The following is a 22154-nucleotide window of genomic DNA, read 5'->3' on the forward strand; positions in this document are numbered from 1 at the left end:
GGTCAGGGCGCGTCGCGGTGGCGGCGCAGCAGGATGTAGACCGCTCCGGTGCCGCCGTCGACCTCGGTGGCCGAGCAGAAGGCCAGCACGCTGGGCCACTCCCTGAGCCAGGCGTTGACGTGGCTCTTGATCACCGGGTAGTCGGCGTTGCCACCCCAGGCCTTGCCGTGCACCACCAGCACGCATCGGGCCCGGTCGCCCAGGGCGTCGGTGAGGAAAGTCTCGAGCTCGACCCGGGCCTCCTCCAGGGTGTAGCCATGCAGGTCCAGGCCCGCCTCCCAGCCGATCTGTCCCCGCTTGAGCTGGCTGCGGGTGCGATAGGGCAGATCGGGGAGGGCGAAGTCCAGATATTCCGAGGGACGCACCGCCTCCACCCGCCCGTCGGAGGTGCGACCGGCGTCGGGGCCCTCGGCCGCGGCGGTGGCCGCCGCGCGTCGGGCCCGGGCGGCGTCGTCGGCTCGGCGCGGCCTCCCCGGATCGGCCCGGTTGCTGTGCAGCGGGCGCACGCCGGCCTCGTTCAGGGCCTGGCGGAAGGCGCTGATCTCCTCGGTGTCGGGGCGGTGGCGGCGTCGACTCATGACGGTCCCTGGTGGATCGGCGTGGGAAGGCCAGTATACCGGCCCTGGCGTGGCTGTGAACCGCGCCCGGGGGTACAATCGAGGGCTGCCGATCCCCAACCCTCCAACCACAGGATGTCTCGTGGCCGCACCACCCGCTTCCGCATCTGCTTCCACCCTCGCCCTGGACGATGAGGCCCTCGTCGAGGGACTGATCACCCTTCGGGACTGCCTGCGCTGGACCGCCAGCGAATTCCACCTGGCCGGCCTGCACTATGGCCACGGCACCGACTCGGCCTGGGACGAGGCCGTGGCCCTGACCCTGGGCGCCCTGCACCTGCCCTGGGACGTGGATCCTGGGGTCCAGGAGGCGCGGCTACTGCCCATGGAGCGAGCCCGGATCATCGGCCTGGTCCGCGAGCGGATCACCAGTCGCCGTCCGCTGCCCTACCTCCTCGGGGAGGCCTTCTTCGCCGGTGTGCCGTTCAGCGTGGACGAGCGGGTGCTTATCCCCCGCTCTCCCATCGCCGAGCTGATCGAGCACGGCTTCGGCGCCTGGTTCCCCGAGGAGCCCCCGGCGCGGGTGCTCGACCTCTGTACCGGCTCCGGCTGCATCGGTATCGCCACGGCCCTGCACCTGCCCACCTGCGAGGTCGACCTGGCCGATCTGAGTCCCGAGGCCCTGGAGGTGGCGCGGATCAACATCACCCGTCACGACGTCGGCGACCGGGTGCGGGCCGTCGCCTCGGACCTCTTCGATGGCCTGGGGGGGCGGCGCTTCGATCTGATCGTCTCCAACCCGCCCTACGTGGACGCCCGGGACCTGGCCACCATGCCGGCCGAGTACCGTCATGAGCCGGGGCTGGCGCTCGGGGCCGGACGCGACGGTCTGGACATCGTGCGCCGGATCCTGCGCGAGGCCCGGGACCACCTCACCGACGACGGCGTGCTGATCGTCGAGGTCGGCAACTCCGACCGCCACCTGGAGGCCGCCTTCCCCGAGGTGCCCTTCCTGTGGCTGGAATTCGAGCGCGGCGGCCAGGGCGTCTTCGTCCTGACCGCCGCGGAACTCGACGCCCATGCGGCGTCCTTCCGTTGAGCAGGCAAGAGGAGCGCCCATGTCAGGCAACACCTTCGGCAAGTCGTTCACCGTCACCACCTTCGGCGAAAGTCACGGCCCGGCCCTGGGCGCCATCGTCGACGGCTGTCCGCCGGGGCTGCCGCTCAGCGAGGCGGACCTGCAGCGAGACCTGGACCGTCGTCGTCCGGGCTCGTCCCGTCACACGACCCAGCGCCAGGAGCCCGATCGGGTGCGCATCCTGTCCGGTGTCTTCGAGGGGGTGACCACCGGCACGGCCATCGGATTGCTCATCGAGAACACCGATCAGCGCTCCAAGGACTACTCGAAGATCAAGGATCGCTTCCGTCCCGCCCATGCCGACTACACCTACCTGCACAAGTACGGCATCCGTGACTACCGCGGGGGCGGGCGCTCCAGCGCCCGGGAAACCGCGATGCGGGTGGCGGCCGGCGCCATCGCCAAGAAGTATCTGGCGAGTCAGGGGATCACCATTCGTGGCTACATGAGCCAGCTCGGCCCCATCGCCATCGAGTTCAAGCAATGGGAGGCGGTGGAGGCCAATCCCTTCTTCTGCCCCGATCCCGACCGCTTGCCCGAGCTCGAGGCCTTCATGGATCAGCTGCGCCGCGACCAGGACTCGGTGGGGGCCAAGGTCTCGGTGGTGGCCGAAGGCGTCCCGCCGGGCCTCGGCGAGCCCGTGTTCGACCGCCTGGACGCCGAGCTGGCGCATGGCCTGATGAGCATCAACGCGGTCAAGGGCGTGGAGATCGGCGACGGCTTCGCCTCGGTGGCGCAGCGCGGCAGCGAGCACCGCGACGAGATGACCCCGGAGGGGTTCCTCTCCAACCATGCCGGCGGGGTGCTAGGGGGTATCTCCAGCGGTCAGACCATCGTCGCCCACCTGGCCCTCAAGCCCACCTCCAGCATCACCACCCCCGGGCGCTCCATCGATCTCGAGGGCAACCCGGTGGAGGTGGTCACCAAGGGGCGCCACGACCCTTGCGTGGGCATCCGCGCGACCCCCATCGCCGAGGCGATGATGGCGCTGACGCTCATGGATCACCTGCTGCGCCATCGCGGCCAGAACCAGGATGTCACCGTGACCACGCCTCGGCTGCCCTGAGCGCACCGACTGCTACACTGGTAACGGCATTCGCTCATTCATCTTCGACAAGGCGGTCACCATGAAGATCAACGTCGAGTTCGACCTGACCCCCGAGGAATTTCGTCGCGCCCTGGGGCTGCCCGACGTGGAAGCCTTCCAGCAGGAGTTGCTGGGACGCATCCAGAAGCAGATGGAATCCGGCGTCGAGGGCTACGACCCCATGAGCCTGATGCAGCCATTCCTCCAGCAGCCCATGCTGCAGCAGGGGTTGTCCCAGGGGCTGGCGAGCTTCGGCAACTACCAGCAGATGATGCTCGACATGCTCAGTCGTGCCGCCTCCGGCGCGAAGTCGGGTGACGGCGGCAACCCGGGCTCGAGCGAGGGTGCCGGGGGCAGCGAGAAGTCGGGGACCGAGAGGGCGTCCTCGGCCAGCGCCCGCTCCCGACGCCAGCGGGAGGGGTAACCCCGGCCAGTACGACCTTGGTCGCCTGTCCGTGTCACCGTATTGCAACGAAGGCCGTGCCAGACTAGTCTTTGTGCAGTGCAGCACAGCTTTCGTCCGCTTTCCCATCGGGAGGAGTGACCATGCAGGACAAGATGTTCGATGCCTTCAACGACCAGACCCGCCAGTTCTTCGAGCCCATGCGCAAGCTCAATTCCCTGATGCTCCAGAACCTCGAGCGCATGACCGAGTATCAGATGGAGTCCCTGAAGCGTTACAGCCAGATGGGGACCGAGCGGCTGCGCGATGCCACCGAGATCCAGGACGCCGAAGACCTGCGGGACTTCGGCACTCGCCAGGCCGAGATGATGAACGAGCTGTCCCGGCAGATGCTGGAAGATGCCCGGGCGCTGGGCGAGATGAGCCTGGAGTTCAAGGCCGAGCTCGAGAAGCTGTATGCCGAGTCCGGCCAGGCGCCGGCCGAAGGGGCCGGCCAGTCGGCGCCCGGCGCCGAGCCCGACAAGGCGGCGTCCGAGACCAAGCCGGCCGCACCGGCCAAGGCCACTAGCCAGTCGACGCGCAAGCGTAGCTGAAGGTCGGAAGATCCTGCGGCCATTGCCGCCTCGCCGGGCGAGGCGGCAATGGCCGCGCATGTATGGCAGCACGACAGGAGGGGTCAATGCAGCCAGGGGTACAAGCACCATCGCAGGCCGAAGTCGAGGCCTGGAACGAGCAGATCAAGGCGATCGGCGAGGAATACAAGGCCTTGATGGAGGACTTGCTGCCGCGAATGGTGCCGGATGATGCCGCCGAGTCCGTCTATGCCCATATGCGCGAGGCCTTCCAGGCCGGGGCCGAATCGCTGATGCAGGATCCGTCCCTGCTGTGGGAGACCCAGACCCGCCTGGTGCAGGATCAGTTCCAGCTCTGGCAGAACGGTCTCAAGGCCATGGCCGGAGAAACGGTCTCGCCGCTGGTCACCCCGGCCAAGGGCGATCGGCGCTTTCAGGACGAGGCCTGGACCCGGGATCCGTACTATCTGGCGATCATGCAGCAGTACCTGCTGTTCTCGCGCCTGGTCGAGGACCTGATCGACCGGCTTCAGGGGCTGTCGCCCGACCAGAAGCGCAACCTGGCCTTCTATGCCCGTCAGCTGGTCAATGCCATGGCCCCCACCAACTTCATCACCACCAATCCCGAGGTGATGCGCCTCACCCTGGAGACGCGGGGCGAGAACCTGGTGGAGGGCCTGGCGCGGCTGCGCCACGACCTGGCCAATTCCGCCGAGGGCCTCAACGTCACCATGACCGACCGCAGTGCCTTCGCCGTCGGCGAGAACCTCGCCGTCACCCCCGGTGCCGTGATCTACGAGAACGAGCTGATCCAGCTCATCCAGTACACCCCCAGTACCGAGCAGGTCTTCAAGACCCCGCTGCTGGTGGTGCCGCCCTGGATCAACAAGTACTACATCCTCGATCTGCGCCAGGACAATTCCCTGGTGAAGTGGCTGGTGGACCAGGGGCATACCGTGTTCCTGATTTCCTGGCGCAACCCCGGCCCCGAGCAGCGCGACCTGACCTGGGCGGACTACATGCAGCTGGGGCCGATCAGCGCCATGGAGGCCATCGAGCAGGCGACCGGCGAGAAGTCGGTCAACCTGCTGAGCTACTGCGTCGGCGGCACCCTGGCCGGGTCGACCGTGGCCTACCTGACCAGCACCCGGCGCGGCCGCAAGGTCAAGTCGGCGACCTACATGACCAGTCTCTGGGACTTCCGCGATCCGGGCGAGCTCGGCGTCTTCCTCAGCGAGCCGGTGCTCCAGGGCATCGAGGCCAAGCTCGAGCAGGACGGCTACCTGGATGGCCGGGTCATGGCCTACTCCTTCAATCTGCTGCGCGAGAACGACCTGTTCTGGTCCTTCTACATCAACAACTACCTCAAGGGCGAGATCCCGGCGCCCTTCGACCTGCTGTACTGGAACACCGACGGCACCAACCTGCCGGCGGGCACCCATGGCTGGTACCTGCGCCACATGTACGTGGAGAATCGCCTGGTCGAGCCGGGCGGGATCGAGCTGGACGGCGTGAAGATCGACCTGCGCAAGATCTCGGTGCCGAGCTACTTCATCTCCACCCGCGACGACCATATCGCCAAGTGGAACAGCACCTACTACGGCGCGCTGCTGCCCAAGGGGCCGGTCACCTTCGTGCTGGGCGGATCCGGGCACATCGCCGGGATCGTCAACCCGCCCCACAAGAACAAGTACGGCTTCCTGACCAACGACGCGCTGCCGCCGACCGCCGAGGAGTGGCTGGAGGGTGCCGAGGCCCACGAGGGTTCCTGGTGGCCCCACTGGCAGGCCTGGATGACCGACAACGGCTATGCCGATGCCGAGAAGATGGTGCCGGCCCGCCAGCCCGGTGACGGCGAGCTCGACATCCTCGAGCCGGCGCCCGGCCGCTACGTCAAGATGACCATTCCGGAAGTGCTCGGCGAGAGCCCGACTTCGTCGGGAGCCTGAAGCCCGCCCGGCGAGGCCGGGAGCTTGAACCTGGAAGAGCGGCGCTTCGCGCCTGGCAGCTGGAAGAAATCCGCCCTCAGGCACTTGCCCTGGGGGCGGTTTTGTTTCCGCTGCGCTCGAGCTTCGAGCTTCGAGCTTCGAGCTTCGAGCTTCGAGCTTACGGCTCCCGGTGGCGGCGAAGCCGCAGGCCCGGCAGCACCAGCAGCGCGGCCGGCGCCCAGACCGGCCAGCTGCCGGTGCGGGAGAAGGGCGTCAGGCCCTGGCGAGGGACGACCTCGCCGGTGAGGACCGCCTCCTGGAACTGGGGGGCCCGGGCGGTGATCCGTCCCCGGCTATCGATCAGGGCGGTGACGCCGTTGCTGGTGGCACGGATCACCGGCCGGCCGTTCTCCAGGGCGCGCAGCCGCGCCATCTGGAGGTGCTGCAGCGGACCGATGGAGGCGCCGAACCAGGTGTCGTTCGACACGGTCAGGATCGCCGCCGAGCGTCGCGCCTGCCGCGCCACCAGGTCGGCGTAGATGATCTCGTAGCAGATGGCATTGCCGAGCCGGGTGCCGGCCACCCTCAGCGGGGACTGGGCATCGGGGCCGGGGGTCATGGTGGGCATCGGCAGGTCGAAGAAGGCGATGGCGCCGCGCAACAGCGATTCCAGCGGCAGGTACTCGCCGAAGGGTACCAGGTGGCGCTTGCGGTAGGCGTCCTCGTCGCCCACCTCGATGACGCTGTTGTAGAAGCGCCCCGCGCCGTCACGCTGCAGGATGCCGGTGACCAGGGCGGTGTCCGGCGGCAGCAGCGTCCGGGCTCGCTCGAGGATCGGGCGGGCCTGCTCTTCCAGCATGGGAAGGGCGGCTTCCGGCCAGATCACCAGGTCGAGGTCGTCGTCCAGCGAGGCGGTCAAGGAGAGGTAGGTGTTGGCCGCGACCCGCTGGCCCTCCGGGGTCCACTTGATCAGCTGCGGCAGGTTGCCCTGGAGCAGGGCGACGCGGAGCGGGTCGCCGGCGGGGGCCGTCCACTGGGCAGGCAGCGCCAGGGGCACCAGCCATAGCGCCGCCAGCGGGGGCAGGGCGAGCCAGCTGCGTCGCAGCACCTCCACGCCCAGGGCCCCGGTCAACGCCACGATCAGCGACAGCAGGTAGACGCCGCCGATCGGGGCCCAGGCAGCCAGTGGGGAGTCCACCTGGCCGCTGCCCAGCAGCAGCCAGGGGAAGCCCGTGAACAGCCAGGTGCGCAGGGCCTCGCCGAGCACCCAGGCGCCGGCGAAGCTCAGGACGGACAACCGGGGGCCGGCGAGGCGCCGGTAGAGCCCCAGGGTCACGGCGAAGAACAGTGCCAGGGCGGCGACGAAGAGACCGGTCAGGGCGAGCGCCAGGGGGACGCCCGTGTAGCCGTAGTCGTGGATCGACACATAGACCCAGGAGGTCCCGGAGCCGAACAGGCCGAGCCCATAGCACCAGCCGCGCCAGGCGGCCTGCCGGGGAGAGAGCCGGTGCAGGCCGGCATACAGCAGGCCGGCGGCCACCGGGGCCAGCCACCAGAGCCCGAAGGGAGCGGCGGACAGGGTGGTGAGCACGCCGGCGGCAACGGCCGACAGGCTTCCCAGGGCCCGCCGGGAGGGGGATATCGTCATGCTACCGTCCATGGTGGGCAGGCCTCAGTCCTCTCCGGCGTCGGACTCCGGCTCGGCCTCCAGGAGGCGGATGCGGCGATTGTCGGCGTTGAGCACGGTGAAGCGCCAGCCACCGATCTCGGTATGCTCGCCACGCCCTGGCAGGTGGCCGAAGCGCTGCATCACCAGTCCGCCCAGGGTATCGAACTCCTCGTCCGAGAAGCGGGTGCCGAAGCGCTCGTTGAAGTCCTCGATCGGGGTCAGCGCCCGGATGGCGTAGCGATCCTCGCCCAGGGCGCGGATGTCTTCCTCCTCGTCGGTATCGTGTTCGTCCTCGATGTCGCCGACGATCTCTTCCAGGATGTCCTCGATGGTCACGATCCCGGCGGTGCCGCCGTACTCGTCCACGACCACGGCCATGTGGTTGTGGGTGTCGCGGAACTCCTTGAGCAGGCTGTTCAGCCGCTTGGACTCCGGCACGAACATCGCCGGGCGCAACACCTCCTCGAGCTGGAAGGGGTGGCCGTTGTCCTGGCCCTGGCGCAGCAGCGGCAACAGGTCCTTGACCAGCAGGATGCCCTTGACCTCGTCGAGGTTCTCGCCGACCACCGGATAGCGGGAGTGGCCGGTCTCCAGGATCACCGGCAGGTACTCCTCCAGGGGCTGGTCGAGGGCGATCGCGGTGACCTGGGAGCGCGGGATCAGTACCTCGCGGACCTGCTGGTCGCTGATGTTCAGGGCGCCCTCGATGATCATCATGGCATCCTGCTCGAGCTTGAGCCGGGTCGCCGCCTGGCGCAGGAATTCCAGCAGCTCGTCCCGGGAACTCGGTTCGTCGCTGTCGCTGGACAGGGCGCTGAACAACTTCTCGAGCCAGGACTTGCTGGCCTGGCTGGTCGATCGGTCTTCGCTCATGCGTCGGGTCTCTCGTCCTCGGTGTCGGAGTCGCGGGGCGGCGGACTGGGGGTCAGGTAAGGGTCGTCGATCCCCAGCCCGGCGAGGATGTCGCGTTCCAGGGCTTCCATGACCTCGGCCTCGTCGTCCTCGAGGTGGTCGTACCCCAGCAGGTGCAGGGTGCCATGAATCACCATATGAGCGTAGTGATCCACGGCGGTCTTGTCCTGATCCCGGGCCTCGGCGAGCACCACGGGGTGACAGATCACCAGGTCGCCGAGCAACGGCAGGGCCACCCCGGGCGGGCACTCGAAGGGGAAGGACAGCACGTTGGTGGGCTTGTCCTTGTCCCGGTAGTCACGGTTGAGGGCGCGGCTCTCCTCGGCATCGACGAAGCGCACCGTCAGTTCGTTCCGGGCCTCGTCGGGGTGCTGGGCGAGCACGGCGTCGACCCAGGCCTCGAGCTCGGCCTGGGTCGGTAGCGCGTCGGCATCGAGGGCCTGCTGGCGGTCCACCGAGGCATGGGTCATGAGCTGGCCTCGCCCCCGCCGTTCTGACGCTCGCGGCGCTCCTGGCGCAAGGCCTCGCGTTCCTGTTCCCGGGCCTCGCGCTTGGCCCGTGCCTGGGCTTCCTCCTCGGCCTCGAAGGCGTCATAGGCCTCGATAATCCGCTGCACGAGGGGGTGGCGCACCACGTCCTTGGCGGCGAAGTGGGTGACCCCGATGCCCGGGGTCCCCTTGAGCACCTCGAGGACCTGGATCAGCCCCGAGGTCTGGCCCCGCGGCAGGTCCACCTGGGTGATGTCGCCGGTGATCACCGCCGTGGACCCGAAGCCGATACGGGTCAGGAACATCTTCATCTGCTCGCGGGTGGTGTTCTGGCTCTCGTCGAGGATGATGAAGGCGTTGTTCAGCGTCCGGCCGCGCATGTACGCCAGCGGGGCGATCTCGATGATCTGGCGCTCGATCAGCTTGGCCACCTGCTCGAAGCCGATCATCTCGTAGAGGGCGTCGTAGAGCGGACGCAGGTAGGGATCGATCTTCTGGGCCAGGTCGCCGGGCAGGAAACCGAGCTTCTCGCCGGCCTCCACCGCCGGACGGACCAGCAGGATGCGGCGAACCTCCTGCTGGTTGAGGGCCTCCACCGCCGCGGCCACGGCCAGGTAGGTCTTGCCGGTGCCGGCCGGGCCGATGCCGAAGTTGATGTCGTGGGCACGGATGCTCGAGACGTAGTTCTGCTGGTTGAGTCCCCGGGGCTTGATCAGCGTCTTGGGGGTGCGCAGCAGCACCTCGTCGTCGCCGCCGCTGCCTTCCTCTTCCTCCAGGGCCTGGAGGCCGGATTCCTGCAGGAAGAGGTGCACGGTGTCGGGCGTCAGCTCGCTGGCCTCGGCCTCGCGGTAGAGGTGTTCGACGACGTTGGCCGCGGCCTTGACCCGGGGGCCGCCGCCGGCCAGCTGGAAGACGTTGCCCCGGTTGCGCAGGGTCACGCCGAGGCGCGCCTCGATGAGCTTGAGGTGCTCGTCGTGCTGGCCGCAGAGGTTGGCCAGGCGCTGGGGATCGTTGGGCTCGAGGTTCAGGGTGATGACGCGGTTGGCCGCTGTGGATGGCTGGCTCAAGACGGGGGAGTCCGTGGGTTGGTGGGTGTCGGGTTCAGCTTACTGCCCCGGCGGTTGCCGGGGCAATGTGCGTGGACGTCCATGATCTGCCGCGCGGGCGTTGAAACCGTGATCAGAATGCGCATTCAGGGCGCTGGACTGCGCTGGTTCTCACGATGTCGCCTCGTCTGGCCCGGGTTCGCCAGATCATGCATCGCCCCCGGCGCGAGGAGAGGGGATCAAAAGCGTGCCGGCGAGGCCAGCTCGCCGCGCAACGAGTTGGGCAGCGCCTCGGTGATCTCCACGTCGACGAAGTAGCCGATGAGCTCGGTGGGGTTGGGCGCGCGGAAGTTGACCACCCGGTTGTTCTCGGTGCGCCCGGACAGCTGGCCGGGGTCCTTGGGCGAGAAGCCGGTGACCAGGATGCGCTGGGTGGAGCCCACCATGCGCCGGCTGATCTGCATGGCCTGCTGGTTGATGCGTTCCTGCAGGATCGCCAGGCGCTGCTTCTTGACCGCTTCGGGGGTGTCATCCTCCAGCCCCGCCGCCGGGGTGCCCGGGCGTGCCGAGTACACGAAGCTGAAGGAGACGTCGAAGCCGATGCGGCCGATCAGGTCCATGGTCGCCTCGAAGTCCTGCTCGGTCTCGCCGGGGAAGCCGACGATGAAGTCCGAGGAGAAGCTGATGTCCGGGCGCAGCGCACGGATGCGCTCCATCTTCTCCACATACTCCTCGACCGTGTGGCCCCGCTTCATGGCGGCCAGGATGCGATCGGAGCCGGCCTGGACCGGCAGGTGCAGGTGGCTGACCAGCTCGGGGATCTCGCCGTAGGCCTCGATCAGGCTGTCGGAGAACTCTACCGGGTGGGAGGTGGTGAAGCGGATGCGGTCGATGCCCTCCACGGCGGCCACGCAGGCGATCAGCTCGGCCAGGTCGATCTCCTCGCCGAGCTGGTTCTCGCCACGATAGGCGTTGACGTTCTGGCCCAGCAGGTTGATCTCGCGCACGCCCTGGTCGGCCAGGTGGATGACCTCGTCCATCACGGCCTCGAAGGGGCGGGAGACCTCCTCGCCGCGGGTGTAGGGCACCACGCAGAAGGTGCAGTACTTCGAGCAGCCCTCCATCACCGAGACGAAGGCGGTCGCGCCGTCCGAGCTCGGCCGGGGCAGGTGGTCGAACTTCTCGATCTCGGGGAAGGTGACGTCGACCACCGAGATCTGGTCGTCTCGGCGGGCGTCGAGCATCGAGGGGACTCGATGCAGCGTCTGGGGCCCGAAGACCAGGTCCACCTGGGGGGCACGCTTGCGGATGGCCTCACCCTCCTGGCTGGCGACGCAGCCGCCGACGCCGATGACCAGTTCCGGATTGGCCTCCTTGAGCTTCTTCCAGCGGCCGAGCTGGTGGAAGACCTTCTCCTGGGCCTTCTCGCGGATCGAGCAGGTGTTGAGCAGGATGACGTCGGCCTCGTGCTCGTCGTCGGTGAGCTCCAGCTGGTGAGATTCGCCGAGCAGATCCGCCATGCGCGCGGAATCGTACTCGTTCATCTGGCAGCCATGCGTCTTGATGAAGAGTTTCTTCGCCATAGGAATAGGTCGTGGCGTCGGGGCCCGACGGTTGCACCGGTGGATGGTCGCTTGAAGGGGAGGCGGCCGGGAAGGGCCGTCCGATGAAGCCCTCTAGTATACGCGTGCCGGCCGAGAGGGGCCAGGGGAGCGGGGTGCCCCTCGGGTGGGCTGTGCTATCCTTGTCGCCCTCGGCTCCCCGGGCGGCTGGTCAGCAAGTGACCGATTCATCGGCTTGTCGACAGCCATGCCGCCTGGCCGAGGGTTTCCAGCGGTTTTCCCGGGACTTGTCCACAGAAGCTGTGGATGACCCCGGGACCTCCCGCCCTCATCGCGGCCGGCCGGGCAGGGAAGGTCCGGCGGCGGCCGAACATCGCCGCGAGCAGTGAACCACAGAGCCTTGGACAGCCAGGACGACGGCATGACGATGCAACGATACAAGACACTGATACTGGGCATGATGCTCGGCGCGCTGGTCCTGCCGGTGCAGGCCCAGCAGGACGACGGCCAGGCGCCCGGCCACTGGGTCGCCGACGACCTCTCCACCTACGTGCGCAGCGGTCCCACCGACGGCTACCGTATCGTCGGGACCCTGACCGCCGGCGAGCCGGTGACGGTGCTCGAGACCCAGGGCGACTATGCTCGGGTGCGCAGCCAGAGCGGCGACGAGGTCTGGGTGCCGTCGAGCGATCTCCAGGACACGCCCAGTGCCCAGGTGCGCCTGCCCGAGCTCGAAAGCCAGGTCGAGGAACTCTCGGCGGAACTCTCCGGGATCAACGAAACCTGGGAGAGTCGCATGGCCTCGCTGACCGAGACCCTGGAGGTCCGCGAACAGCGCATCGCCGAGCTGGAGCAGCGCAATCATGCACTCGCGTCCGAGAGCGAGGCGTCCCGATCCACCATCCGCGAGCTGCGCGCCCGCCTGGATACCCAGGAGGAGGACTTGCTGATGCGCTACTTCATGTACGGCGGTGGCGTCGCCGGGGCCGGTCTGCTGGTGGGGCTGATCGTGCCGCACCTGCCGCGCCGGCGCCGCAAGCGCGATCGCTGGTTCTGAGCGGAGGCGGCATGGACAACGAATGGCTCGCCCGTTGGCGTCAGGGGCGGATCGGCTTCCATCGCAGCGAGGTTCATCCCGCCCTGGTGCGGCATTGGCCGTCGCTCGGCGTCAAGGCGGGCACCAAGGTGCTGGTCCCGTTGTGCGGCAAGAGCCTGGACATGCGCTGGCTGGCCCGCCATGACCACCCGGTGCTGGGCATCGAGCTGGCCGGGGAGGCCATCGAGCAGTTCCTGGCCGAGGGAGTGGGAGAGGTCTCCCGCTACCATCACGACAGCTTCGCCGTGAGTCGACAGGGCAATGTCGAGCTCTGGCAGGGCGACTTCTTCCATTTCCATATCGAGGCGGCGGCGGAGATCGGCGCCTTCTACGACCGGGCCGCCTTGATCGCCCTGCCGGAGGCCACCCGCCAGCGCTATGCCTTCCACCTGGCCCAGCTGATTCCGCCCGGCGCCGGGGGGCTGCTGATCACCCTCAGGCGGGCGCCGGGGGATGACGCCGGACCGCCTTACGGTGTCGAGGCCGCGGAGGTCCGCGAACTGTTCGAGCCCAACTTCGCGCTGAGCCATCTCGAGGATGGGGCTCCCGAGCCGGGGAGCGGCTTCCGCGAGAGTGTCTGGGCCTTGACCCGGCGGGGACCGAAGGTCTGATCGGGGAGGGGACGGCGGTGGTATCCCCGGCGTCGCTTCAGGCAACTCCTGGCGATTCGATCGGTCCAGAGTATATCGGCCCGGGAACTCGGGGCGATGGCGCCGTCTGTCCGGCGCTCGCCGGCCGGGCCCCATGAGAGAGAACGCCTTCAGGAAGGCCACCATGATCCGTGCCGCGACCCCGGAGGACATGCCGGTCATCCTCGAGATCTGGCGGCGTGCCGCCCGGACCGCACCCCCCTTCCTGCCGGAGGACGCCCGGCAGCCCGCCGGGGAGACGATTCCCCTGCGCCTGCCCGACTGCGCCATCCAGGTGCTGGATGCCGATGGCCACGTGGTGGGGTTCGCCGCCATGCGCGAGGATCATCTCGAGGCCCTGTTCGTCGACCCCAAGGCTCAGGGCTACGGTCATGGCTCCGAGCTGATGGCCCGCACCATGGCGGTACACGATCGCATCACCCTCCGGGTCCACTCCCGCAACGTGCGCGCCGTCTCCTTCTATCGCCGCCTGGGCTTCCATGCCCTGGACGAGGCCGTCGACCCCCTCAGCGGCGAGCCCGAGATCCTGATGATCTGGAGCCGTGAGGGTCAGTGCCGGCCGAGGGCCTCGCGCGAGGACGCGCCCCCGGAGAATTAGGACTGCCTCATAGGCCCATGGCCGAGGAGGTGGACCGCCGTGGATCGGCGCCGCCATGGAAACGGCCGTCCTCGATCACGATGGACTGGGCCGCGCCCATGGCCGCCTCCTGGCTGATGGTGTGGCCGCGGGCCTCGAGCAGCGCCAGGGTGTCGGGGCTGAAGCCGGCCTCGATGCGCAGTTCGTCGGGCAGCCACTGGTGATGCAGGCGCGGCGCGCTGACCGCCGACTGGATGTTCATGCCGTGATCGATGACGTTCATCAGCACCTGCAGGGTGGTGGTGATGATGCGCGAGCCCCCGGGGCTGCCGGTGATCAGGAAGTTCCTCCCGTCGCGCTTGACGATGGTCGGGGTCATCGAGGACAGCATGCGCTTGCCGGGCTCGATCTTGTTGGCCTCGCCGCCGATCAGGCCGTAGGCGTTGGGCACCCCGGGCTTGGCGGAGAAGTCGTCCATCTCGTTGTTGAGCAGGAAGCCGGCGCCCGCCACGGCGATGCCCGAGCCGTAACTGAAATTGATGGTGTAGGTGTTGGAAACCGCCAGGCCGTCGCCATCGGCGATGGAGAAGTGGGTGGTCTCGCTGGACTCGTAGGGCAGGGGATTCCCCGGGGCGATCTCGGCGCTCGGAGTCGCGCGGTCGAGGGCGATACCGGCGCGCAGCTCGTCGGCGTAGCCCTCGGAGGTCAGGCCCTCCAGCGGGACCTCGACGAAGTCGGTGTCCCCCAGGTATTCGGAGCGGTCGGCGTAGGCGCGCTTCATGGCCTCCGCCATCAGGTGCATGGTATCCGCCGCCCCGAAGCCCATGCCGGCGATGTCGTAGGCCTCGAGGATGTTGAGCATCTGCACGATATGCACGCCGCCGGAGGAGGGCGGGCTCATGGCGTAGACGTCATGGCCCCGGTAGTTGCCGTGACTGGGCTCGCGGATATCCGGCCGGTAGCCGGCCAGGTCCTCGCGGGTGATCAGGCCGTCGTGGCGTTCCATCTCGGCGACGATCAGCTCGGCGGTCTCGCCCTCGTAGAACTCCCGCGCCCCCTGCTCGGCGATGCGCGTGAGGGTCGCCGCCAGGTCGGGCTGACGGAAGGTCTCGCCGACCTCGTAGGGGCTGCCGTCCTCCTTGAAGAACATCGCCCGGGTCGACTCCCAGCGGGTCAGGCGATCGCCGGCCTGGGCGACGCCCTCGGCGAAGCGGGGCGGAATCTCGAAGCCTTCCTCGGCCAGGCGGATCGCCGGGGCCAGGGCCTCGGCGAGCGTCAGCGTGCCGTACTCCTCCAGGGCCAGCGCCAGGCCGGCCACGGTGCCGGGCACCCCGGCGGCCCGATGGGTGAAGCGCGACCACTCGGATACGGCGTTGCCCTGCTCGTCCTGGAACATGGTCTCGGTGGCCGCGGCAGGGGCGGTCTCGCGATAGTCGATGGCGATGACCTCGCCGCTGTCCTCGTCGGAGATCAGCATGAAGCCGCCGCCGCCGATGTTGCCCGAGCGCGGCTGGGTGACCGCCAGGGCGAAGCCGGCGGTCACCGCCGCGTCCACGGCGTTGCCGCCGGCGGCGAGCACCTCGTGGGCCACCTCGGTGGCGAGGAAGTGGCTGGTCGCCACCATGCCCCGGGTGCCGACCTCGGGATGGAAGCGTTCCCCCTCGAGGATGGCCGACTGGGCCTGGGCGAGGGGCGTGGCGAGCAGGGCGGCGACGACCAGGCCGGCACCCAGGAACGGAACGAGAGCGTGGGGGCGCATGACATCTCCTTGTCGGTCAGGGCGGTGAACCTTCACTATCGAAGGCCTTCCCCGATCCCGCAAGGCGAGGGCAGGCGTTCCTGTTAGAATGCCGGGCATCGTGAACCTGACCCGACAGGAACCTCCTCCATGAGCGACCCGACCCCCGACTACCAGATCGCCCCCTCGATCCTCTCCGCCGACTTCGCCCGCCTCGGCGAGGAGGTCGACGACATCCTCGCCTCCGGGGCGGACATCGTGCACTTCGACGTCATGGACAACCACTATGTCCCCAACCTGACCATCGGGCCCATGGTCTGCGAGGCGCTGCGCAGGCACGGGGTGACCGCCCCCATCGACGCCCACCTGATGGTCAAGCCGGTGGATCGGCTGATCGGCGACTTCATCGATGCCGGCGCCACCTACATTACCTTCCACCCCGAGGCCTCCGAGCACATCGATCGCTCCCTCCAACTGATCCGGGACGGCGGCTGCAAGGCCGGGCTGGTGTTCAACCCGGCCACGCCGCTGTCCTACCTGGATCACGTGATGGACAAGGTCGACATGGTGCTGCTGATGAGCGTCAATCCCGGCTTCGGCGGCCAGGCCTTCATCCCCGGCACCCTCGACAAGCTGCGCGAGGCACGCCGCCGCATCGATGCCTCCGGCCGCCCCATCCGGCTCGAGATCGACGGCGGGGTCAAGATCGACAACATCGCCGAGATCGCCCGGGCCGGCGCCGACACCTTCGTCGCCGGCTCGGCGGTATTCAAGGCCCGCAACGAGGCCGACCCGCATCGCTACGACGGCGTGATCCGCGAGTTCCGTCGGGCCCTGGCCGAGGCCTGAGCATGGCGGGCGAGGCCGACTGGTCGCTCTATGTGCTCGAGACCGCGGCGGGGGCCCTCTACACCGGCATCACCACCGACGTGTCCCGGCGCCTCGCCCAGCATCGCGCCGGGCGAGGCGCCAAGGCGCTGCGTGGCAAGGGGCCGTTGCGTCTGGTATATCAGGAGCGGGTCGGCGAGCATGGGGAGGCGCTACGACGCGAGGCAGCACTCAAGCGCCTGTCCGCCGTGGCCAAGCGGCGCTGGCTGACGGAGCGCCAGAGGGACAGGGACACCGGGGACACCTTCCCCTGAGCAAAAGGGAGACCTTATGGACATTCAATGGATCGTCGACTTCGTGCAGATGCAGGGCACGAGCTTCGTCATCAACCTGGTGGCGGCGCTCGCCATCTTCCTGGTCGGCCGCTGGGCCGTGAAGCTGCTCCACGGCCTGTCCATCAAGGCCATGCAGCGCGGCAAGCTCGACCCCCTGCTGGTGAAGTTCCTGGGCAACATCCTCTATGCCCTGATGATGATCTTCGTGGTGCTGGCGGCGATCAGCCAGGTCGGCATCCAGACCACCTCGCTGATCGCGGTGATCGGTGCCGCCGGCCTGGCCGTGGGGCTGGCCCTGCAGGGGTCGCTGGCCAACTTCGCCGCCGGCGTGCTGGTGATCATCTTCCGCCCCTACAAGATCGGTGACTACGTCGAGGCCGGCGGCGTGGCCGGCACCATCGACGACGTCCAGATCTTCACCACCGAGCTGAAGACGCCGGACAACCGCAAGGTCATCGTGCCCAACGGCCAGATGATGAGCGGGGCCATCACCAACTACTCCAGCCACGACACGAGGCGGGTGGACCTGGTCGTCGGCGTCGGCTACGACGATCCCATCGACACCGTGCGCCGGGTACTGGAGGGCGTGGTGGCGGACGACCCCCGGGTGCTGGCGGAGCCCGCACCCAACATCCGCATGAGCGCCATGGCCGATTCCAGCGTCCAGTGGATCGTGCGCCCCTGGGTCAAGGCCGCGGACTACTGGGACGTTCACTGGGAGATGACCGAGGAGATCAAGCGGCGCTTCGATGCCGAGGGCATCAGCATTCCCTTCCCCCAGCGCGACGTCCACGTCTACCATCACCCCGAGCGGGCGGCCGAACCGCAGGCGGCGAGCCTCGAGCGCTGACGCTCGCGACGCCAGCAACAGGGCCCCGGCATGCGGGGCCCTTCTCGTTGGGGGGTCAGTGGAGCTTGAGGCGCGGCCTCAAGAACCGGTTCAGGCCGTCCACGACCACCATCAGGCCCATCTTCAGGCCGCCGTGGATGGCCCGCTGGTGCATGCGGTAGAGCGAGGCATAGAAGAACTTGGCCAGGTGGCCCTCGATGAAGAGGCTGCGCGCCGAGGCGCCGCGCATCAGGCTGCCGATCGCGTCGAAGTGCGCCAGCGAGATCAGCGAGCCACGGTCGCGAAACACGAAGGGCTTGAGGGGCTTGTCCTCCAGCCGGGCCAGCAGGTTGCGGTAGAGGCGGCTGGCCTGCTGGTGAGCGGCCTGGGCCCGGGGCGGCACGGTGGAGCCGTCCGGTTGCGGACAGCTGGCGCAATCGCCGAAGGCGAAGATATGGGGGTCGTCGAGGCTCTGCAGGGTCTCGTCGACCTTCAGCCGGTGGTTGCGCTCGGTGGTCAGCCCCAGCTCCGAGAGCAGGGCCGGGGCCTTGATGCCGGCCGCCCAGACGCCGAGGTCGATCTCGATGCGTTCTCCATCGGCGGTGACGATGGCGTCCTGGGTCACCTCCGTGACCCGGGTGCCCACATGGACGCGCACCCCCAGCCGTTCCAGCTCGGCATGCACGGCGTTGCCGATGCGATCGGGAAGGGCGGGCAGCACCTTGGCGGCCGCCTCGATGAGGTGCACCTCGAGCTGCTCGCTGTCCAGGGTGGTGAAGCCGTAGCTGTTGAGCATCTGGGACGCGCCGTAGAGCTCGGCCGCCAGTTCGACGCCGGTGGCACCCGCGCCGACGATGCCCACCACCATCTTCGAGGGGCGCTCGCGCGGGGCATTGTAGCGGAGGAAGGCGTTGAGCATGGCCTGGCGGAAGGCCTCGGCTTGTTGGGGACTGTCGAGGAAGTGGCAGTGATCGGCCACCCCCGGGGTGCCGAAGTCGTTGCTGACGCTGCCCAGCGACAGCACCAGCTCGTCGTAGGCGAGGGTGCGGGCGGGCAGGATCTCCTCGCCGCCATCGTCCCGTACTGGGGCCAGGGTCAGGGTGCGGGCCTCGCGGTCCAGCCCGGTGAGGGTGCCGAGCTGGAAGCGATAGCCGTGGGTCCGGGCATGCCCCTGGTAGGCGATCTCGTCGAGGCCGGAGTCCAGGGCGCCGGTGGCCACCTCGTGGAGCAACGGCTTCCAGATATGGGTGGGGTTGCGGTCCACCAGCACGATCTCGGCTCGGCCGCGCTTGCCCAATCGTCGACCCAGCCGGGTGACCAGCTCCAGGCCGCCGGCGCCGCCGCCGACGACCACGATTCTTGGTATGCTCATCGAGTAAGCTCCTGAGAAAATGGGAAGACCAGCATAAGCGCCCGGGCATGTCCTGCCCATGCCCCATCGGGCATATGGCGCAATCGATGGAGAATTCGCATGCACCCTCTTCTCGACGGCACCCGACTGGTCGCCTTCGATCTCGACGGCACCCTGGTCGATTCGGTGCCGGACCTGGCGGCGGCGGTGGCGCCCGCCCTGGACGACCTCGGCCTGCCCCCACCCGGGGAGGTTCGGGTGCGCGACTGGGTCGGGAACGGCTCCCGGGTGCTGATGGAGCGGGCACTCGCCGATGCCCTGGGAGGCGCCCCCGAGCCGGCCCGCCTGGAGGCCGCCCATGCGCGCTTCCTGGTGCGCTACGGCGAGGCGCCCTGTGCCCGGACGCGCCTCTACCCCGGCGTGAGCGAAGCGTTGGAACCCCTTGCCCGGAGCGGCCGGCGGCTGGTGCTGGTGACCAACAAGCCCGAGGCCTTCATCGCGCCCATCCTCCGGGCGGTGGGCATCGATCACTACTTCGCCCTCTGCCTGGGCGGCGACAGCCTGCCCCGGCGCAAGCCGGACCCCCTGCCGCTGTTGCATGCCGCCGAGCGCTTCGACGTCGCGCCCAGCCGCTGCCTGATGGTGGGGGATTCGCGCCACGACGTCGCCGCCGGGAAGGCGGCGGGCTTTCGGACCCTGGCCGTGCCCTATGGCTACAACCACGGCGAACCGGTGGCCGCGAGCCGGCCGGATGCGATAGTTGAATCGCTGGCGGAACTCGTTTAGTGTGGATCGAGTTGCGCTATAACATCGCGCCCTTTGATAATATTTCGTTATATAAGATCCCTCAGCGCCCCATGGACACCCGCATCATGCAGGCTTGCCTCCTCGCCTCGACCGCCGCCTTTCCCGCTCATGCCCACGGCATCCGCGGCGGCTGGCGATGGTGACGCTCGTGCCACGCGACGGCCGCCGGCCGTCGACCCGACCACTATCGTCTCATCGCATGCCGAGGAACCGGGCCCATGATGACCCCCGAACGCTTTCAGCAACTGGCCGAGGCCGGCTATAACCGCATCCCGGTCACCCGTGAGGTGCTGGCCGACCTGGACACCCCGCTGTCCACCTACCTCAAGCTGGCCGACGCGCCCTGGACCTTCCTGCTCGAGTCGGTGCAGGGCGGCGAGAAGTGGGGGCGTTACTCGATCATCGGCCTGCCCTGCCACGAGCGCATCGAGGTGCGCGGCTTCGCCGTGCGCCACATCGTCGACGGCCACGAGCAGGGGGTCACCGAGGTCGCGGACCCCCTGGCCTGGATCGAGGACTTCCAGGCGCGCTTCAAGGTACCGCTCCTCGACGACCAGCCCCGCTTCGACGGCGGCCTGGTGGGCTACTTCGGCTACGACACCATCCGCTACATCGAGCCCCGCCTACGGGGCGTGGAGAAGCCGGACCCGCTCGGCGTGCCGGACATCCTGCTGCTGGTGTGCAACGACCTGGTGGTGTTCGACAACCTCTCCGGCCGCCTGACCCTGTGGACCCATGCCGACCCGGCCGAGCCGGCGGCCCATGAACGGGCCCAGGCTCACCTGGCCCGCCTGGAGGAGCGGCTCCGCGGCACCGCCATCGACGCCGCCAGCCCCGGTACCGGCCGCTCGGCCGTGGAGGAAGGACACTTCACCTCGGGGTTCACCGAGGCCGGCTTCAAGTCGGCGGTGGAGACCATCAAGGAATACGTGCTGGCCGGCGACATCATGCAATGCGTGCCGTCCCAGCGCATGTCGATCCCCTACCAGGCCCCGCCGCTGGACCTCTACCGAGCCCTGCGCAGCCTCAATCCCTCGCCCTACATGTTCTACTTCAACCTGGGAGACCATCAGGTGGTGGGCTCCTCGCCGGAGATCCTGACCCGTCTCGAGGATGGCGAGGTCACGGTACGTCCCATCGCCGGCACCCGGGTAAGGGGACGCACCGAGGAGGAGGATCGCGAGCTCGAGGCGGACCTGCTGAACGATCCCAAGGAGGTCGCCGAGCACCTGATGCTGATCGACCTGGGGCGCAACGACGTGGGCCGGATCAGCGAGACAGGCTCGGTGAAGGTCTCCGACCAGATGGTGGTGGAGCGCTATTCCCACGTCATGCACATCGTCTCCAACGTCACCGGCCGTCTCAAGCCGGGGCTCACCGCCATGGACGCGTTGCGGGCCACCTTCCCGGCCGGGACCCTGTCCGGGGCACCCAAGATCCGCGCCATGGAGATCATCGACGAGCTGGAGCCGGTCAAGCGGGGCGTCTATTCCGGCGCCGTGGGCTATCTGTCCTGGCACGGCAACATGGATACCGCCATCGCCATTCGTACCGCGGTGATCAAGGACGGCGAGCTGCACGTCCAGGCCGGGGCCGGGGTGGTGGCGGACTCGGTGCCCGAGCTGGAGTGGCAGGAGACCCTCAACAAGGGGCGCGCCATCTTCCGTGCCGTGGCCATGGCCGAGCGCGGCCTGGACAACCTGGAATGAGCGCCGTGACCCGCGAGGCGCGCGCCCGGGCCGCCTTGACAGCCGTCGGCGGCGCGCCGCACTATGCCGTCATGGATGTCACCGAACACACAGACGGTCGCCGGCAGTGGTGGCGCTCCTGAGCGAGGGGCGGCACGCTTGCGACCAGGGAAAATGCCGCCGCCGGGGCGGCATTTTTGTGTCCGGCACTTCCCCGCACGGCTGGCGGATTCTCGCACCCCCTACGCCATCATCTCACTTGATCAGGAAAAACAGGATTCTACAGCCATGTCCGTGCTGATGATCGATAACTACGACAGCTTCACCTTCAACGTCGTGCAGTACCTGGGGGAGCTGGGCGCCGAGGTGGCGACCTACCGCAACGACGCCATCACCCTGGAGGAGATCGAGGCCATCGCCCCGAGTCACCTGGTGATCTCCCCGGGCCCCTGCACCCCCAACGAGGCCGGCATCTCCATGGCGGCCATCCGCCACTTCGCCGGCCGCCTGCCGATCCTCGGCATCTGCCTGGGCCATCAGGCCATCGGTCAGGTGTACGGCGGGAAGGTGCTGCGTGCGCCCCAGGTGATGCACGGCAAGACCTCGCGGATCCGTCACTCGGGCACCGGCGTCTTCGCCGGCCTGGAGGATCCGCTGGAGGTCACCCGCTACCATTCCCTGGTGGTGGAGCGCGAGAGCCTGCCGGAGTGCCTGGAAGTCACCGCCTGGACGGACGAGCACGACGTCACCCCGGGGCTGATCATGGGCATGCGCCACCGGGAGCTCGACGTCGAGGGCGTCCAGTTCCACCCCGAATCGATCCTCACGCGCCAGGGCCACGAGCTCCTGGCCAACTTTCTCGAGCGCCGCTGATTGCCAAAGGAGACCACGGC

23 protein-coding genes are annotated in these 22154 nt (G+C 68.5%); 15 read left to right on the forward strand and 8 right to left on the reverse strand.

Annotated features, from left to right (window positions below; genetic code table 11):
- Positions 1-2: 2 nt before the first annotated feature.
- Positions 3-578: a Smr/MutS family protein gene (locus tag BEI_RS04290; RefSeq protein WP_097788355.1), complete on the reverse strand. Its 576-nt coding sequence runs from the start codon at positions 576-578 to the stop codon at positions 3-5.
- A 121-nt stretch (positions 579-699) separates the two neighbouring features.
- Between BEI_RS04290 and prmB the strand changes: the two genes are divergently transcribed.
- The 5 genes from prmB to phaC all read left to right on the forward strand — a co-directional run bounded on the left by prmB (position 700) and on the right by phaC (position 5706).
- Positions 700-1656, forward strand: coding sequence for a 50S ribosomal protein L3 N(5)-glutamine methyltransferase (prmB, locus tag BEI_RS04295; protein WP_097788356.1), 957 nt, complete (start codon positions 700-702; stop codon positions 1654-1656).
- Between the two features lie 19 nt (positions 1657-1675).
- Positions 1676-2761 carry a chorismate synthase gene (gene aroC, locus BEI_RS04300; RefSeq protein ID WP_097788357.1) on the forward strand — a complete coding sequence of 362 codons (1086 nt, stop codon included), beginning with the start codon at positions 1676-1678 and terminating at the stop codon, positions 2759-2761.
- 61 nt (positions 2762-2822) lie between these two features.
- A complete protein-coding gene (locus tag BEI_RS04305) occupies positions 2823-3206 on the forward strand; it encodes a DUF6489 family protein (protein WP_097788358.1) in 384 nt (127 codons plus the stop codon).
- 122 nt (positions 3207-3328) lie between these two features.
- Positions 3329-3778, forward strand: a complete 450-nt coding sequence (locus tag BEI_RS04310; protein ID WP_097788359.1) for a phasin family protein — start codon at positions 3329-3331, stop codon at positions 3776-3778.
- Positions 3779-3864: 86 nt separating this feature from the next.
- The gene (gene phaC / locus BEI_RS04315; protein ID WP_097788360.1) at positions 3865-5706 is read left to right on the forward strand and encodes a class I poly(R)-hydroxyalkanoic acid synthase; all 1842 of its coding nucleotides are present in this window, start codon (positions 3865-3867) and stop codon (positions 5704-5706) included.
- Between the two features lie 157 nt (positions 5707-5863).
- Here phaC and lnt read toward each other — a convergent pair whose 3' ends face one another.
- From lnt to miaB, 5 genes are all read right to left on the reverse strand, one after another.
- Positions 5864-7333, reverse strand: coding sequence for an apolipoprotein N-acyltransferase (gene lnt / locus BEI_RS04320; protein ID WP_097788361.1), 1470 nt, complete (start codon positions 7331-7333; stop codon positions 5864-5866).
- A 24-nt stretch (positions 7334-7357) separates the two neighbouring features.
- A complete protein-coding gene (locus BEI_RS04325; protein ID WP_097788362.1) occupies positions 7358-8227 on the reverse strand; it encodes an HlyC/CorC family transporter in 870 nt (289 codons plus the stop codon).
- Positions 8224-8736: an rRNA maturation RNase YbeY gene (ybeY, locus tag BEI_RS04330; RefSeq protein WP_097788363.1), complete on the reverse strand. Its 513-nt coding sequence runs from the start codon at positions 8734-8736 to the stop codon at positions 8224-8226. The genes BEI_RS04325 and ybeY overlap by 4 nt, the downstream gene beginning before the upstream one ends.
- The gene (locus tag BEI_RS04335; RefSeq protein WP_097788364.1) at positions 8733-9821 is read right to left on the reverse strand and encodes a PhoH family protein; all 1089 of its coding nucleotides are present in this window, start codon (positions 9819-9821) and stop codon (positions 8733-8735) included. The genes ybeY and BEI_RS04335 overlap by 4 nt, the downstream gene beginning before the upstream one ends.
- 218 nt (positions 9822-10039) lie before the next feature.
- Positions 10040-11383 (reverse strand): tRNA (N6-isopentenyl adenosine(37)-C2)-methylthiotransferase MiaB, encoded by a 1344-nt coding sequence (miaB, locus tag BEI_RS04340; RefSeq protein ID WP_097788365.1) that lies wholly within the window; start codon positions 11381-11383, stop codon positions 10040-10042.
- Between the two features lie 400 nt (positions 11384-11783).
- Here miaB and BEI_RS04345 point away from each other — a divergent pair, with 400 nt between their 5' ends.
- The 3 genes from BEI_RS04345 (at position 11784) to BEI_RS04355 (ending at position 13706) form a co-directional block, all read left to right on the forward strand.
- The gene (locus tag BEI_RS04345; protein ID WP_097788366.1) at positions 11784-12419 is read left to right on the forward strand and encodes a TIGR04211 family SH3 domain-containing protein; all 636 of its coding nucleotides are present in this window, start codon (positions 11784-11786) and stop codon (positions 12417-12419) included.
- 11 nt (positions 12420-12430) lie between these two features.
- The gene (locus tag BEI_RS04350; protein WP_097788367.1) at positions 12431-13069 is read left to right on the forward strand and encodes a class I SAM-dependent methyltransferase; all 639 of its coding nucleotides are present in this window, start codon (positions 12431-12433) and stop codon (positions 13067-13069) included.
- Between the two features lie 163 nt (positions 13070-13232).
- A complete protein-coding gene (locus tag BEI_RS04355) occupies positions 13233-13706 on the forward strand; it encodes a GNAT family N-acetyltransferase (RefSeq protein ID WP_193765154.1) in 474 nt (157 codons plus the stop codon).
- A 7-nt stretch (positions 13707-13713) separates the two neighbouring features.
- On the opposite strand, the gene ggt is transcribed toward BEI_RS04355, so the two are convergent.
- Positions 13714-15444, reverse strand: a complete 1731-nt coding sequence (ggt, locus tag BEI_RS04360) for a gamma-glutamyltransferase (RefSeq protein ID WP_097788369.1) — start codon at positions 15442-15444, stop codon at positions 13714-13716.
- A 129-nt stretch (positions 15445-15573) separates the two neighbouring features.
- Here ggt and rpe point away from each other — a divergent pair, with 129 nt between their 5' ends.
- From rpe to BEI_RS04375, 3 genes are read left to right on the forward strand one after another with little or no spacing between them, the layout of a single operon-like run.
- Positions 15574-16272 (forward strand): ribulose-phosphate 3-epimerase, encoded by a 699-nt coding sequence (gene rpe, locus BEI_RS04365; RefSeq protein WP_097788370.1) that lies wholly within the window; start codon positions 15574-15576, stop codon positions 16270-16272.
- Positions 16273-16274: 2 nt separating this feature from the next.
- Positions 16275-16565, forward strand: a complete 291-nt coding sequence (locus BEI_RS04370; RefSeq protein WP_097788371.1) for a GIY-YIG nuclease family protein — start codon at positions 16275-16277, stop codon at positions 16563-16565.
- A 16-nt stretch (positions 16566-16581) separates the two neighbouring features.
- Positions 16582-17436 carry a mechanosensitive ion channel family protein gene (locus BEI_RS04375; RefSeq protein ID WP_097788372.1) on the forward strand — a complete coding sequence of 285 codons (855 nt, stop codon included), beginning with the start codon at positions 16582-16584 and terminating at the stop codon, positions 17434-17436.
- Between the two features lie 55 nt (positions 17437-17491).
- On the opposite strand, the gene BEI_RS04380 is transcribed toward BEI_RS04375, so the two are convergent.
- Complete coding sequence (locus BEI_RS04380; protein WP_097788373.1) at positions 17492-18787, reverse strand: NAD(P)/FAD-dependent oxidoreductase; 1296 nt, start codon at positions 18785-18787, stop codon at positions 17492-17494.
- A gap of 99 nt (positions 18788-18886) precedes the next feature.
- On the opposite strand from BEI_RS04380, the gene BEI_RS04385 reads away from it, so the two are divergent.
- The 4 genes from BEI_RS04385 to BEI_RS04395 all read left to right on the forward strand — a co-directional run bounded on the left by BEI_RS04385 (position 18887) and on the right by BEI_RS04395 (position 22134).
- Entirely contained in the window at positions 18887-19552 is a 666-nt protein-coding gene (locus BEI_RS04385) for a phosphoglycolate phosphatase (RefSeq protein ID WP_097788374.1), read from the forward strand.
- A gap of 242 nt (positions 19553-19794) precedes the next feature.
- Complete coding sequence (trpE, locus tag BEI_RS04390; RefSeq protein ID WP_097790992.1) at positions 19795-21282, forward strand: anthranilate synthase component I; 1488 nt, start codon at positions 19795-19797, stop codon at positions 21280-21282.
- Positions 21279-21404 (forward strand): hypothetical protein, encoded by a 126-nt coding sequence (locus tag BEI_RS19380; protein ID WP_265331681.1) that lies wholly within the window; start codon positions 21279-21281, stop codon positions 21402-21404. Before trpE ends, BEI_RS19380 begins: the two co-directional genes overlap by 4 nt.
- 145 nt (positions 21405-21549) lie before the next feature.
- Positions 21550-22134, forward strand: coding sequence for an anthranilate synthase component II (locus tag BEI_RS04395; RefSeq protein WP_097788375.1), 585 nt, complete (start codon positions 21550-21552; stop codon positions 22132-22134).
- Positions 22135-22154: the final 20 nt, after the last annotated feature.

The sequence above is a fragment of the Halomonas beimenensis genome, assembly GCF_002549795.1.
In the GTDB taxonomy this organism is placed as follows: Bacteria; Pseudomonadota; Gammaproteobacteria; order Pseudomonadales; family Halomonadaceae; genus Halomonas; species Halomonas beimenensis.